The 13,686-nt window shown below is 71.9% G+C and carries 8 protein-coding genes; 2 read left to right on the plus strand and 6 right to left on the minus strand.

Translation table 11 applies throughout. The features are described 5' to 3' along the window. Positions 1-7 precede the first annotated feature (7 nt). The 3 genes from ACZ4V6_RS28465 to nsdA all read right to left on the minus strand — a co-directional run bounded on the left by ACZ4V6_RS28465 (position 8) and on the right by nsdA (position 3,557). Positions 8-346, minus strand: coding sequence for a P-II family nitrogen regulator (locus tag ACZ4V6_RS28465; RefSeq protein WP_376363186.1), 339 nt, complete (start codon positions 344-346; stop codon positions 8-10). Further along, positions 343-1,674 (minus strand): ammonium transporter, encoded by a 1,332-nt coding sequence (locus tag ACZ4V6_RS28470; RefSeq protein WP_467833017.1) that lies wholly within the window; start codon positions 1,672-1,674, stop codon positions 343-345. Before ACZ4V6_RS28470 ends, ACZ4V6_RS28465 begins: the two co-directional genes overlap by 4 nt. Before the next feature lie 389 nt (positions 1,675-2,063). Beyond that, positions 2,064-3,557, minus strand: a complete 1,494-nt coding sequence (nsdA, locus tag ACZ4V6_RS28475) for a transcriptional repressor NsdA (RefSeq protein ID WP_467833019.1) — start codon at positions 3,555-3,557, stop codon at positions 2,064-2,066. Between the two features lie 456 nt (positions 3,558-4,013). On the opposite strand from nsdA, the gene ACZ4V6_RS28480 reads away from it, so the two are divergent. After that, on the plus strand, positions 4,014-4,685 hold the full coding sequence (locus ACZ4V6_RS28480) for a bifunctional DNA primase/polymerase (RefSeq protein WP_467833021.1): 672 nt from the start codon (positions 4,014-4,016) through the stop codon (positions 4,683-4,685). A 114-nt stretch (positions 4,686-4,799) separates the two neighbouring features. On the opposite strand, the gene ftsY is transcribed toward ACZ4V6_RS28480, so the two are convergent. Beyond that, the gene (ftsY, locus tag ACZ4V6_RS28485; protein ID WP_467833024.1) at positions 4,800-6,014 is read right to left on the minus strand and encodes a signal recognition particle-docking protein FtsY; all 1,215 of its coding nucleotides are present in this window, start codon (positions 6,012-6,014) and stop codon (positions 4,800-4,802) included. 174 nt (positions 6,015-6,188) lie between these two features. On the opposite strand from ftsY, the gene ACZ4V6_RS28490 reads away from it, so the two are divergent. Continuing rightward, positions 6,189-7,640 (plus strand): cytosine permease, encoded by a 1,452-nt coding sequence (locus tag ACZ4V6_RS28490; protein ID WP_467833026.1) that lies wholly within the window; start codon positions 6,189-6,191, stop codon positions 7,638-7,640. A gap of 590 nt (positions 7,641-8,230) precedes the next feature. On the opposite strand, the gene ACZ4V6_RS28495 is transcribed toward ACZ4V6_RS28490, so the two are convergent. Both ACZ4V6_RS28495 and smc read right to left on the minus strand, forming a co-directional pair. Beyond that, positions 8,231-9,649, minus strand: coding sequence for a sugar porter family MFS transporter (locus ACZ4V6_RS28495; RefSeq protein ID WP_467833028.1), 1,419 nt, complete (start codon positions 9,647-9,649; stop codon positions 8,231-8,233). Between the two features lie 201 nt (positions 9,650-9,850). Beyond that, the gene (smc, locus tag ACZ4V6_RS28500) at positions 9,851-13,429 is read right to left on the minus strand and encodes a chromosome segregation protein SMC (RefSeq protein WP_467833031.1); all 3,579 of its coding nucleotides are present in this window, start codon (positions 13,427-13,429) and stop codon (positions 9,851-9,853) included. Positions 13,430-13,686 lie beyond the last annotated feature (257 nt).

Below are 13,686 nucleotides of genomic sequence, written 5' to 3' on the forward strand. Positions count from 1 at the left end.
TCCTGGTTCAGAGCGCGTCGGGGCCGCGCTCGCCGGTGCGGACCCGTACGGCCGTGTCGACCGGGACCGACCAGACCTTCCCGTCGCCGATCTTGCCGGTCCGGGCGGCCTTGACGACGACCTCGATCAGCTGGTCGGCGTCGTCGTCCTCGACCAGTACCTCGATGCGGATCTTGGGTACCAGGTCGACGGTGTACTCGGCGCCGCGGTAGACCTCGGTGTGGCCGCGCTGGCGGCCGTAGCCGCTGGCCTCGGTGACGGTGAGGCCGTGGACTCCGAAGGCCTGGAGGGCCTCCTTGATCTCGTCGAGCCGGTGCGGCTTGACGACGGCGGTGATGAGCTTCATGCGTCCACCTTCTTGCTCGGGGCCTCGGCGGCCGGTGCGGCGGTCCGGGCGGCGCCGCCGCCGGCGCCGCTGAAGTCGTATGCGGTCTCGGCGTGCTCGGCCCGGTCGATGCCGCTCACCTCGTCGTCCTCGGGGACCCGCATGCCGATCGTCCTGTCCAGGGCGAACGCCAGGGCCGCGGAGACGACCAGGGAGTAGGCGAGGACGGCGAAGACGCCGGCGCACTGCTTCCAGAACTGGTCCAGCCCGCCCCCGTAGAACAGGCCCTGGACGTCGGACTGGCCCTTGCCGCTGGCGAAGAGGCCGACGAGCAGGGAGCCGGCGATGCCGCCGACGAGGTGGACGCCGACCACGTCGAGGGAGTCGTCGTAGCCGAACCTGTACTTCAGGCCGACGGCCATGGCGCACAGCACACCGGCGACGGCGCCGACGGCGATCGCGCCGAGCGGGGAGACGGCGCCGCCGGCCGGGGTGATGGCGACCAGGCCCGCGACGGCGCCGGAGGCGGCGCCCAGCGTGGTGAAGGCGCCGTGGCGGATCTTCTCGTAGGCGAGCCAGGCCAGCATGGCCGCGCCGGTGGCGACCTGGGTGTTGACGAACATCAGCGCGCCGACGCCGTCGTCGTTGCCGAGCCACGAGCCGGCGTTGAAGCCGAACCAGCCGAACCACAGCAGGCCCGCGCCGAGCATGACCAGCGGCAGGCTGTGCGGGCGCATCGGGTCCTTCTTGAAGCCGATCCGCTTGCCGATGACGAGGATCACGCCGAGCGCCGCGGCACCGGCGTTGATGTGCACGGCCGTGCCGCCGGCGAAGTCGATCACGCCCAGTTCGAAGGCCCAGCCGCCCGCGCCCCAGACCCAGTGGGCGACCGGGAAGTAGACGACGGTGGCCCACAGGGTGATGAACAGGGCCCAGGCCGTGAACTTCACGCGGTCCGCGAGGGCGCCGCTGATGAGCGCGGGGGTGAGCACGGCGAACATCATCTGGAAGACCAGGAAGACGAAGACGGGGATGGTGTAGCCGTCCCACAGCTCGGTCAGGCCGATGTCGCTGAGGCCGACCCAGTCGGAGTTCCAGCCGATGACGCTCCCGGAGTCGGTCCCGAAGGCCATGGAGAAGCCGTACAGCACCCACAGCACGGTGACGACGCCGAGACTGATGAAGCTCATCATCAGCATGTTCAGGGTGCTCTTGACGCGGACCATGCCCCCGTAGAAGAAGGCGAGGGCCGGGGTCATGAGCATCACCAGGGCGGAGCAGATGAGCATGAAGCCCGTGTTGGCGGCGGAGAGCTGTGTCTCCGCGGCGAGCGTGATGGCTGGAGCCATCGGCGTCTCCTCGTCGTTGTACGGCCCCGTGCGGGCGAAGCCTGGGCGGCGTGAGGGGTGGGCCGGTTATGCGCCATGAGATTGGCGCAGCGCCGTTTCGTTGGGTGCCCCACGTTGTTTCGCCGCCGTGACGAAGGCGCCGTGCGTGTTACGCGTGGGTGAACCGCCGGTTCGCGGGCCGGATCGCCGATACCGTGACGCGGCCTCCCCGATGATCACCGCAACCACCAATTGAGCAACCCCGACGGCGAGCAACCGGGTCCGCGAGAGCGGCGCCGGCTTAGGCGCAAAAAGGAGTGCCGGCCGCGGCGGCCTTCCGAGTGACCTGGCATGGGGGAGCCGAGTCGGGCAGTTCGGGAGGGCCGGCCGCGGCCGGGGTCTGTGGGCGGTCAGACCGCTTCGGCGGTCTCGGGCAGTTCGGCGGCGAGCCGTGCGGTGAGGTCCGTGACCTCCGCCAGGTCGCCGAAATCGCGTACGGCCGTGTCGACGGTCTTGCGGATGCGGGTGTTGACGCGTTCGGAGCGGACCTTCTTGGCGATGGCCATGGCCTCGGTGGCGAGCACGGTGCTCTCCTCGGGCTCGCGCCGCAGCAGGTGCACGGTGGCCATGCCGATCAGGTTGAGCGCGTAGGAACGCTGGTGTTCCTCGTCCTTGGAGAAGAGCTCCACGGCCCGCCGCATCAGCGGCTCGGCCAGGGAGGCGTAGGTGGGGCTGCGGCCGGCCACGTAGGCGAGGTCGCGGAAGGAGTGGCTGTTCTCGCCGTACAGCTCGGCCTCGGAGAAGAAGCGGATCCAGTCGGGGTCCGGCTCGTCCCACTCGTCGGCCTCGGTGAAGGTCTCCTCGGCCATGCGCACCGCCCGCTTGCAGCGGCCGGGCTGCCCCATGTTGGCGTAGGCGCGGGCTTCCATCGCGTACAGCATCGACTGGGTGCGCGGGCTCGCGCAGTCCCGGCTGCCGTACTGCGCGAGGTGGATGAGTTCCAGGGCGTCGTCGGGCCGGCCGAGGTGGATCATCTGGCGGCTCATGCTGGAGAGGATGTAGGAGCCGAGCGGCCGGTCGCCGGCCTCCTTGGCGGCGTGCAGGGCGAGGACGAAGTACTTCTGCGCGGTCGGCTGGAGTCCGACGTCGTACGACATCCAGCCGGCCAGCTCCGCGAGCTCGGCGGCGACCTTGAAGAGCTTGGCGCGGGTGGTCTCCGTCTGGGGTTCCTGGAGGAGGTCGGTCACCTCGTGCAGTTGGCCGACGACCGCCTTGCGGCGCAGGCCGCCACCGCACTGGGCGTCCCAGCGGCGGAACATCACGGCGGTGGACTCCAGCAGCTCCAGCTCCGGCCGGGACAGCCGGCCGCGCGCACGCGTGGCGGGTGGCGTGTCGCGTTCGGACGGGGAGGCCGGCGGCGAGGGGACGAGCCAGCGCTGCATGGGCTCGATGAGGGACGGGCCCGCGGAGAGGGCCAGCGAGCTCCCGAGGAAGCCGCGCCGCGCCAGCATCAGGTCGCTGCGCGAGAACTCGCTGAGCAGTGCCACGGTCTGCGGGCCCGTCCAGGGCAGGTCGACGCCGGTCACGGAGGGCGACGGGCGGGTGGTGCGCAGGCCCAGGTCCTCGACGGAGACGACGACGCCGAAGCGTTCGGAGAACAGCTCGGACAGGATCCGGGGGATCGGTTCGCGCGGGTTCTCGCCGTCCAGCCAGCGGCGTACGCGCGAGGTGTCCGTGGAGATGTGGTTGGCGCCCAGCTGACGGGCCCGGCGGTTGACCTGCCGGGCGAGCTCGCCCTTGGACCAGCCGCTGCGTGCGAACCACGAGGTGAGCAGCTCGTTGGGGCGCTTGTCAGCGTGCGTCGCGCTGCCCGCGCCCGTGCCGCCTTCGCCGTTGCCGCTCACTGGAACGCCCCCATCCCTGAGACCACCTGTCGCCGAGTGCGCCAAGCCTTATCAGAATGCCGGTGCCCCGGCCCCTCCGTCCGGCGTACGCCACCCTCCGAACGGAATGCCGAGTTGCCTCCGGCATACCCACAAGTGCATGTGCCCCAAGGCTCCATGCACACAAAGTAATCCTACGATCACTGGCCCTGCCACGGTGATTCGGGAATCGCCACCATTCGCCACCCCTTCGGATGAACTACCGGTGACCTGCGCACGATTCACTTGACACAGGCCGACCGGGAGGTGGCGCAACGGTGTTCACCGGGGCGCGCGTCGCCGGGCGCACCACCCGGAATGCTTCCGGGCGCCGCCTGAAACTCACCGGACCAGGGAGTGGGAAACTCGGAGGCGACGCAGAGTCACATATCACGTCCGCTGCGTAACCGACGCCGCGTCGGACCCGTTGGAGGGGGCATGGGCTTCACGATCGGCATCGGGACCAGTCGGGGCACGCGCGACGTCCGGTCCGGCGCGCGCCGCCGCGGCCGCGCCTCGGAGGTCACCGCGGTGGCCGAGTTCACGGGACTCTGGGGCTGGGACGTGGTGCCGGGGGCGCGGGCCGCCGCGGGCGCCTGTTCCTGCGGCCGCCGCGGCTGTCCGGCGCCGGGCGCGCATCCGCTGGACTTCGCGCCCGAACTGCCGGCCGGGTCGACGCTGGACGAGGCGGGCGCGGCCTGGGCCGAGTTCCCGGGTGCCGCGGTGATGCTGCCGGTGGGGCGGACGTTCGACGTCATCGAGGTGGCCGAGGCCGTCGGACGCCGGACACTGGCGCGGCTGGAGCGCATGGGCCTGCCCCTCGGTCCGGTCGTGGCGACCCCCGAGGGCCGTGCCCACTTCTTCGTCGCCCCCGGCGCCGCCGCCGAGCTGCCCCGGCTGCTCTACCGCATGGGCTGGGACGATCCGGCCTCGCTCGACCTGCGCGGACTCGGCCCCGGTACGCACGTCACGGCCCCGCCCTCGGACCGCGGCGGTCTCGGCCCGGTGCGCTGGCTGCGTCCGCCGGCCCTCGACTCGGCGACGAAGCCGCCGGCGGCGCGACTGCTGCTGGGCGCGCTGGCGTACGTGGCCCACCGGTCTCGGGCGTAGGCCGGCGGGCCGCACGGCCCCGGCACACGCCCGGCACGGCGAAGCGCCCGTCCCCCGACTGCACCTCGGGGGCGGGCGCTTCTTCGTGTGCGCGCCGGCGCGGGCCGGCGGGTGTCACTCGCCGATGAGCGCGTCCACGAACGCCGCCGGCTCGAACGGCGCCAGGTCGTCGGGCCCCTCGCCGAGCCCGATCAGCTTGACCGGGACGCCCAGCTCGCGCTGGACCGCGATGACGATGCCGCCCTTGGCCGTGCCGTCCAGCTTGGTCAGGACGATGCCGGTGATGTTGACCACCTCGGCGAAGACGCGGGCCTGGATCAGGCCGTTCTGGCCGGTGGTGGCGTCGAGCACCAGCAGCACCTCGTCGAGCGGGGCCTGCTTCTCCACCACGCGCTTGACCTTGCCGAGCTCGTCCATGAGACCGGTCTTGGTGTGCAGGCGGCCGGCGGTGTCGATGAGCACCACGTCGGCGCCGACGTCCTTGCCCTCCTTGACCGCGTCGAAGGCGACGGAGGCGGGGTCACCGCCCTCCGGACCGCGCACGGTGTGGGCGCCGACCCGCTCGCCCCAGGTCTGCAGCTGGTCGGCGGCGGCGGCGCGGAAGGTGTCGGCGGCGCCGAGGACGACGCTGCGGCCGTCGGCGATCAGGACCCGGGCGAGCTTGCCGGTGGTGGTGGTCTTGCCGGTGCCGTTGACGCCGACGACCATCACGATGCCGGGCCCGCCGGTGGCGGGCTCGGTCTTGACCTCGCGGTCCATGTCGGGGCCGACCAGCGTGATCAGCTCCTCGCGCAGCAGGCCGCGCAGCTCCTCGGGCGTGCGGGTGCCGAGCACCTTCACACGCTCGCGCAGCCGCTCGACCAGCTCCTGGGTGGGCAGCACGCCGACGTCGGCGGTGAGCAGCGTGTCCTCGATCTCCTCCCAGGTGTCCTCGTCGAGATGCTCGCGGGAGAGCAGGGTGAGCAGGCCCTTCCCGAGGGCGTTCTGCGAGCGGGAGAGACGGGCACGGAGCCGGACCAGACGGCCGGCGGTGGGCTCGGGGACCTCGATCTGCGGGATCTCGAGCTCTTCGACGACGGGCGGCTCCTCGACACCGACGGGAGCGGTGCCGCCGTCCGGGAGGTCGACCTCCTCTATCGTCCGGCGCGTTTCGTCGCGGGGCGTCTCGGCCTCTTCGCCGACGTGCGGCTCGGCCGGAGGGGCGGTGATGTCGGGCGTCGAGGGAGGTGGCGGAGGCAGCTGCTTCTTGCGGCGACTGCCCACGACCAGCCCGCCGAGCGCGCCGATCACGACCACGGCGATGACTACAGCAAGGATGAGGATTTCCATAACCCGTCCAGTATCAGTCATGGGCTCTCGGGACTCCCGTTTGTGGCTTCCTCCGAAGGACAAAGGCCCCTGGAGGGAAGGAGTCGGTCCAAAGTACGATGGAGAAGGCCGCTTCAACGCGCGTAGAGTCCCGAGCACATCCTCTTCCCCACGATCGAGGCACGGACCCCCCACATGAGCAAGACCGCCGAGACAGAAGGCGCCCTGGAAACCCGGGGCATCGAGCAGGTGCCCGATCACGAGCGCACCGCCCGGACCCGCGAGCTCTTCCCGACCTGGGTCGGCGCCAACATCAGCGTGCTGCTGCTCACCATGGGCGCGAGCCTCGTCGTGGCGTACCACCTGAACTTCTGGCAGGCCCTGGTCGTCGCGGCCGCCGCGCCCGCGGTGTCGTACGGCCTGGTGGGCCTGATCGGCATCGCCGGCAAGCGCGGCGGCGCCCCCGGCATGGCGCTGTCCCGGGCGGTCTTCGGCCAGCGGGGCAACCTGCTGCCCGGGGCGCTGATCTGGATAGCCCGCTGGGGCTGGGAGACGATCAACGCGGTGACCGGCGCCTACGCCGTGCTGACCGTGCTGGACATCGTGTTCGGCATCGAGGCCAACAGCGTGCTGGACATCGTGACGCTGCTCGTCTTCGTCGTCGCGACGTTCGCGATCTCCGGGCTGGGCATCAACGCCGTGCAGAAGTGCAACAAGTACGCGGCGTACCTCTTCGGCGTCTTCTCGGTGCTGGTGCTGGGCTACCTGGTCGTCGACACCGACTGGTCGGCGGTCTTCGACCGGCCCGCCGGTTCGGTGGCCGCGATGATCACCGGCGTCGGGCTGATCGCGGCGGGCGGCGTGAGCTGGATCCCGTCCGCGCCGGACTTCACGCGGTACCTGCCGCGCACCGCCTCCTCCAAGGGCATCGTGGGCGTGACGGTCGGCGGCGCCGGCATCGTCGTGCTGCCCATGGTGCTGATGGGGATGGTCATGGCGGTCTCCACGCCGGACCTGGCCTCCGCCGGCGACCCGGTCTCCTTCCTCGGCGAGATCCTGCCGACCTGGATAGCGGTGCCGTACCTGCTGATCGCGCTGATCGGCATGCTGCTCATCAACTCCATGTCGATGTACTCGGCCGGCTTCACCGCCCAGACCCTCGGCTTCAAGGTCCCGCGGCACTGGGCGGTCTCGGTGAACGCCGTGATCTCGCTGGTCTTCGGCGGCGTGCTGATGCTGGTGGCGACCAGCTTCATGGGATCCTTCATCGCCTTCCTGTCGCTGCTCGCGGTCGCCTTCTCCGCCTGGGTCGGCGTCTTCGGCGCGGACATGCTGCGCCGCAAGGAGTACGACGGCGAGGCCCTGGCCGACACCGGCCGCACCAGCGCCTACTGGTACAAGGGCGGCTTCTCCCCCGCCGCCGTCGCCGCGTGGGCGGTCGGCCTGGTCGCGGGCCTGATGTTCACGACGTCCGACTGGTTCACGGGTCCGCTCGCGTCCGACAACGTCATCGGCGAGTACGGCCTCGGCTGGGTCGCCACGGTGGTGATCTCCGGCCTGCTGTACGCGGTGCTGCCGAAGCCGGCGATGGTCGTCCCGGCGGCGCCGGCCGAGCGGACCGAGCAGCCCGAGACGCTCGGCGTCTGACACCGCGTTCCCGCCCGCGTCCCCCTTCGCCCGTACGGCGGAGGGGGACGTTTCGCGTTGCCGGGGCCGGCCGGCCCCCGACCGGCCGGCGGACGCGCCGGGCGGGACCGGACGGGACCGGTGGGCGGTCACCGTCCCGCCGCCGGACCGCCGACCCGGCCCGGCGGGCGGTCGCCGTCCTCTCCGGGGCCGGGCGGACCCTCCCCGTCCACGCCCCCGCCGAAGCCCCGGCGGCCCGCCCCGCCCGCTCCGTGCCGGACCCTCCAGCCGGTCGCCTCTCCCCACTCGTCCCGCGCCGGACCCGGGTGCCCCTCCACCACCGCGCCGCCCCGGGACGCCCCTTCGCTCCTCCACTCCCCCGCCGGGTCTCCGCCGGTCCCGCCCGTGTCGACCGAGGGCGGCCCGGCGCGGAGGACCGGCCGCGCAGCCGGGTGCGTACGCGCTGCCGTACGCGCGGGGTCCCGGGCCCCGGTACCGGACCGCAAGAAGCCACCGCCCCCGTCCGGAGGGGACCGGACGGGGGCGGCGGCACGGCACGGGGAGAGGGGCAGCGGGGATGTGGCCCTTCCCCCCGAACTCGGGGAGGGCGGTCAGCCCATCTCCTCCAGGGCCTTGCCCTTCGTCTCCTTCACGTACTTCAGCACGAACGGGATGGAGAGCGCGGCGAAGATCGTGTAGATCACGTAGGTGGCGGACAGGTTCCAGTCGGCCAGCGACGGGAAGCTCGCGGTGATCGCCCAGTTGGCGATCCACTGCGCGGACGCGGCCACGCCCAGGGCGGCGGCGCGGATCCGGTTCGGGAACATCTCGCCGAGGAAGACCCAGACGACCACGCCCCAGGACAGGGCGAAGAACAGGACGAACACGTGGGCGGCGATCAGGGCGACCCAGCCCTGGGTCGCCGGGAGCTTGCCGTCGACCAGGTCGAAGGAGAAGGCCCAGGCCTCCAGCGCCAGACCGATCACCATGCCGACCGAGCCGACGATGGCCAGCGGCTTGCGGCCGACGCGGTCCACGAAGATCATCGCGATCACGGTGCCGACGATGTTGATGATCGACGTCGTGAACGAGTAGAAGAACGAGTCCGTCGGGTCGACGCCGACCGACTGCCACAGCGTCGAGGAGTAGTAGAACGCGACGTTGATGCCGACGAACTGCTGGAAGACCGACAGGCCGATGCCGATCCAGACGATCGGCTTGAAGAAGAAGCTGCCGCCGAGCAGGTCCTTGAAGGACGACTTCTCCTCGCGGTGCATGGCGTGCTCGATCTCGGCGATGCGCGCGTCGAAGTCCACGTCCTTGCCCTCGACCTCTTCGAGGATCGCCTTGGCGCGCTCACGCTTGCCCACGGAGACCAGGAAGCGCGGGGACTCCGGGATGGCGAAGGACAGCAGGCCGTAGAGGACGGCCGGGACGACCATGACGCCGAGCATGACCTGCCAGGCCTCCAGGCCCATCAGTTCACCGCGCTGGTCACCGCCGGCGGCGTTCAGCAGCCCCCAGTTGACCAGCTGCGACACGGCGATGCCGACGACGATCGCGGCCTGCTGGAAGGAACCGAGACGGCCGCGGTAGGCGGGCGGGGAGACCTCGGCGATGTAGGCGGGGCCGATCACCGAGGCCATGCCGATGGCGAAGCCGCCGATGATGCGCCACATGGCGAGGTCCCACAGCGCGAAGGGCAGGGCCGAGCCGATGGCGCTGACGGTGAACAGGACGGAGGCGATCTGCATGCAGCGGATGCGGCCGATGCGGTCGGCGATGCGTCCGGCGGTCGCGGCGCCGATGGCACAGCCGATCAGCGCGATGGCGATGACCTGGGCCAGCAACGCGGAGCCGACGTCGTAGCGGTCCCGGATGGCCTCGACGGCGCCGTTGATGACGGAACTGTCGTAGCCGAAGAGGAAACCGCCCATCGCGGCCGCCGCCGCGATGAAGATGACGTGCCCGAGATGATCGGGATGAGCCGTTCTGGCTCCTGGATTGGGTGCCTGCGCTGTGCTGGCCACGTGTACTCCTCGGGCTTCCGGCAACGCTGCCGGGGCGGTTCGCCTTCGAGGTGCCACCAAAGGGACCTGAAGGTAAAAGCAACGTTGCAGAGACTATGCCTTCAAGTTTCGAAGTCAATAGGGCGAGAGATGTGAGTTATCCGATGCCCTTGGCATCGGTGTGTTCAATAATTGAAGCTCACATGCCCGGCTTGTGACGTCCTACACGGGCTGACGCAGGCGCTGGCCGATGACCTTCGACACGCCGTCGCCCTGCATGGAGACGCCGTACAGCGCGTCGGCGATCTCCATCGTCCGCTTCTGGTGCGTGATGACGATCAGCTGCGAGGCCTCCTGCAGCTCCTGCATGATCCGGATCAGCCGCTGCAGGTTGGTGTCGTCGAGCGCCGCCTCGACCTCGTCCATGACGTAGAACGGGCTGGGCCGCGCCTTGAAGATCGACACGAGCAGCGCCACGGCGGTCAGCGAGCGCTCCCCGCCCGAGAGCAGCGAGAGCCGCTTGACCTTCTTGCCGGGTGGCCGTGCCTCGACGTCCACACCCGTGGTGAGCATGTTGCCGGGGTCGGTCAGCACCAGGCGTCCCTCGCCGCCGGGGAAGAGCCGGCCGAACACGCCCTCGAACTCCCGGGCCGTGTCCCGGAAGGCCTCCGTGAAGACCTGTTCGACGCGTTCGTCGACCTCCTTGACGACCCGGAGCAGGTCGGCGCGGGTCTTCTTCAGGTCCTCGAGCTGCTCGCTGAGGAACTGGTGCCGCTCCTCCAGCGCCGCGAACTCCTCCAGGGCCAGCGGATTGACCTTGCCGAGCTGCTGGTACGCCCGTTCGGCCGCCTTCAGACGCTTCTCCTGCTCGGCCCGTACGAAGGGCCGGGGGCGGTTGCGCGGGTGCTCCGGGTCCTCCGGGAGCTCTTCGCCCTCGGCGGGGGGCGAGGGCGGCACCAGTTGATGCGGCCCGTACTCGGTTTCGAGCCCCGCCGGTTCCACACCGAGTTCCTCCAGCGCCTTGGTCTCCAGCTGCTCGATGCGCAGCCGCTTCTCGGCGCCGAGTACCTCACCCCGGTGAACTGAATCCGTCAACTTGTCGAGCTCGGCCTTGAGGTCGCGTCCGGCGGTGCGCGCGGCGGCCAGCTCCTGCTCGCGCCGGGCCTTGGCGGTCTCGGCGGCGGTGCGCTCCTCGTCGGCGCGGACCAGGGAGACCTCGACGTGCGCCAGCAGCTGCCGGGCGCCCTCGGCGACGGCCCCGGCGACGGCCGCCTCGTGCCGCAGCCGCGCGCGCCGCTGCTCGGCACGCGCGCGTGCCTCGCGTTCGGCGCGGGCGGCCCGGTCGAGGGAGTCGGCACGTCCGGCCAGCGCCTTGACCCGCTCCTCGTGCGTACGGGCCTGGAGGCGGGCCTCCATCTCGGTCTGCCGTGCGTTGGCGCCGTCGGCGGCGAGCCGGTCGCGGACGGAGGTGTCGGGTTCCTCCTCCCCTCCGTCCCCGAAGGGGGCGCTCTCCTCCGCGACGGCGAGCCGTTCGGCCAGTTCCTCGGCCTCCATGAGCGCCTTGTCCAGCGCCTCCTGCGCCCGCTCCGCCGCGGCGGCGGACCGCTCGGCCTCACCGGCCGCGCCCCGCGCCTGTCCGGCGAGCCGCCCCAGCTGCTGGGCGACGGACGACTTCTCCCGCTCGGCGGCCCGGCGCCGCTCCCCCAGTTCCTCGACGAGCGCGGCACACTCCCGGCGCCGTTCGGCGGCCGCCTCCTGCGCCCCGGCCAGCTCCGCGCACCGCACGTCCAGCTCCGCCAGCTCGGCGGCGGCCTCGTCCACGGACGCCTGCACCTCCAGCAGGCTGGGCGCCCCGGCGGACCCGCCCTGCGCGAAGTGGGCCCCCAGCAGGTCGCCCTCGGCGGTGACGGCGGTCAGCCCGGGGTGGGCGCGGACGAGGTCCTCGGCCTCCTCCAGGGTGCCGACGACGACGATCCCGCGCAGCAGCCGTCGTACGGCGGGCATCAGGTCGTCGGGCCCCCGGACGAGGTCGGCGGCGTATGGCGGACCGTCGCCCCGCGGCTCGTGCGGTACGTCGTCGGGGGCGCCGGCGAGCAGCAGCGCGGCGCGGCCCGCGTCCTGCTTGCGCAGGTGCCGGATCGCGTCGACGGCGGCGGCCGGGGAGGCCATCACGAGGGCGTCGGCGGCGGCCGCGAAGGCGGCCGCCAGGGCGACCTCGTGGCCCGGCGCCACGGTGAGCAGTCCGGCGGCGGGGCCGAGCAGTCCGTCGAGGCCGTCCCCTGCGGCGAGCAGCGCACCGGTGCCGTCCTTGCGGCGCAGGCCCAGGGCGAGGGCGTCGTGGCGGGCCCGCGTCGCCGCGCGCTCGCGCTCCGCCGCGGTGGCCGCCTCGCGGGCGGCGCTCTGGGCGGCCTCCGCCTCGGCCAGCCGCTGCCTGGCGGCCACGTGCCGCTCGGCGAGTTCCCGGTCGCCGGCGTCGAGCCCGTCGACCTCGGCCCGGAGCGCCTCGTACTCCTCCTGGGCGACGGCGGCGCGCTCCCGGGACTCGTCGCGGGCGGCGGCCAGCCGCTCGATCTCGGCCTGCGCGAAGGCGGCACGCGAACGGGCGGCACCGACCTGGCCGCTGAGCCGGGCGAGCCCCTCGCGGCGGTCGGCGATGGCGCGGGCGACGTCCTTGAGGCGGCGCTCCTCCAGGGCCAGTTCGCGTTCGAGGTCGGCACGGTGGGCGACCGTGTCCTCCAGGGCGCGTTCGGCCGCCTCCAGGGCCGCCTCCAGCTCGGCCTCCTGCTCGCGCACCCGGGCGGCCTCGCGCTCCAGGTCCTCCGGGTCCCGGCCGCGCCGTTCCTCGGGCGGCGCGGAGGTGGCGCTCTTGACGCGGGCGTCGGCCAGCGAGATCGTGCCGCGCACCCGCTCCGCGAGCTGGGACAGCTCGTACCAGGTCTGCTGGGCCCGCTGCAGGCGCGGGGTGAGCCGGCGCACCTCGTCCTCCAGGTCCGCCTCCCGCCGCAGCGCCTTGCCCAGCTCCCGTTCGGCGGCCTCCTTGCGCTCCTTCAGGGCGGCCTCGTCGGCGATCTCGGCCCGGAGCGCCTCGCGCAGCCGTACGAGGTCGTCGGCGAGGAGCCTGAGCCGGGCGTCGCGCAGGTCGGCCTGGATGACGGCGGCCCTTCTCGCCACCGCCGCCTGCCGGCCGAGCGGTTTGAGCCGGCGCCGCAGTTCGTCGGTGAGGTCCTGCACGCGCGCGAGGTTGGCCTGCATCGCGTCCAGTTTCCTGAGCGCCTTCTCCTTGCGCTTGCGGTGCTTGAGGACGCCTGCGGCCTCCTCGATGAAGGCGCGGCGGCCCGTGGGGTCGGCGTGCAGGACGGAGTCGAGCCGGCCCTGTCCGACGATGACGTGCATCTCGCGGCCGATGCCGGAGTCGGAGAGCAGTTCCTGGATGTCGAGCAGGCGGCAGGTGTCGCCGTTGATCTGGTATTCGCTGCCGCCGTTGCGGAACATGATCCGCGTGATGGTGACCTCGGCGTACTCGATGGGCAGTGCGCCGTCGGAGTTGTCGATGGTGAGGGACACCTCGGCGCGGCCCAGCGGCGGACGGCCGGTGGTGCCGGCGAAGATGACGTCCTCCATCTTGCCGCCGCGCAGCGATTTGGCGCCCTGTTCGCCCATCACCCAGCTGAGCGCGTCCACGACGTTGGACTTGCCCGATCCATTGGGGCCGACGACGCAGGTGATGCCGGGCTCGAACCGGAACGTGGTCGCCGAGGCGAACGACTTGAACCCGCGGAGGGTCAGGGCCTTCAGGTGCACGCCGCCGGACTCTACCTTTCGGGGATGTCCACTTCATGAACCGGTGAACCAGGGCGGTTTCACAGGTGAACATGCAGGGCACATCAGTCGTTGAAGAGGGTGAAAGGATGCACGGGGGAAGGGCCGGGCCGGGCAGGAGCCGCGGACGGGACGGACGGGCGGGGGAAAGAAAGAAGGGACGCCGAAGCGTCCCTTGCAACTCAGACGACTGAGCGGTTGTGCGGGCGGCCCAACCACTGCTGTGCCGTCGTGGAGCG

This window comes from Streptomyces sp. NPDC029152 (assembly GCF_055564355.1).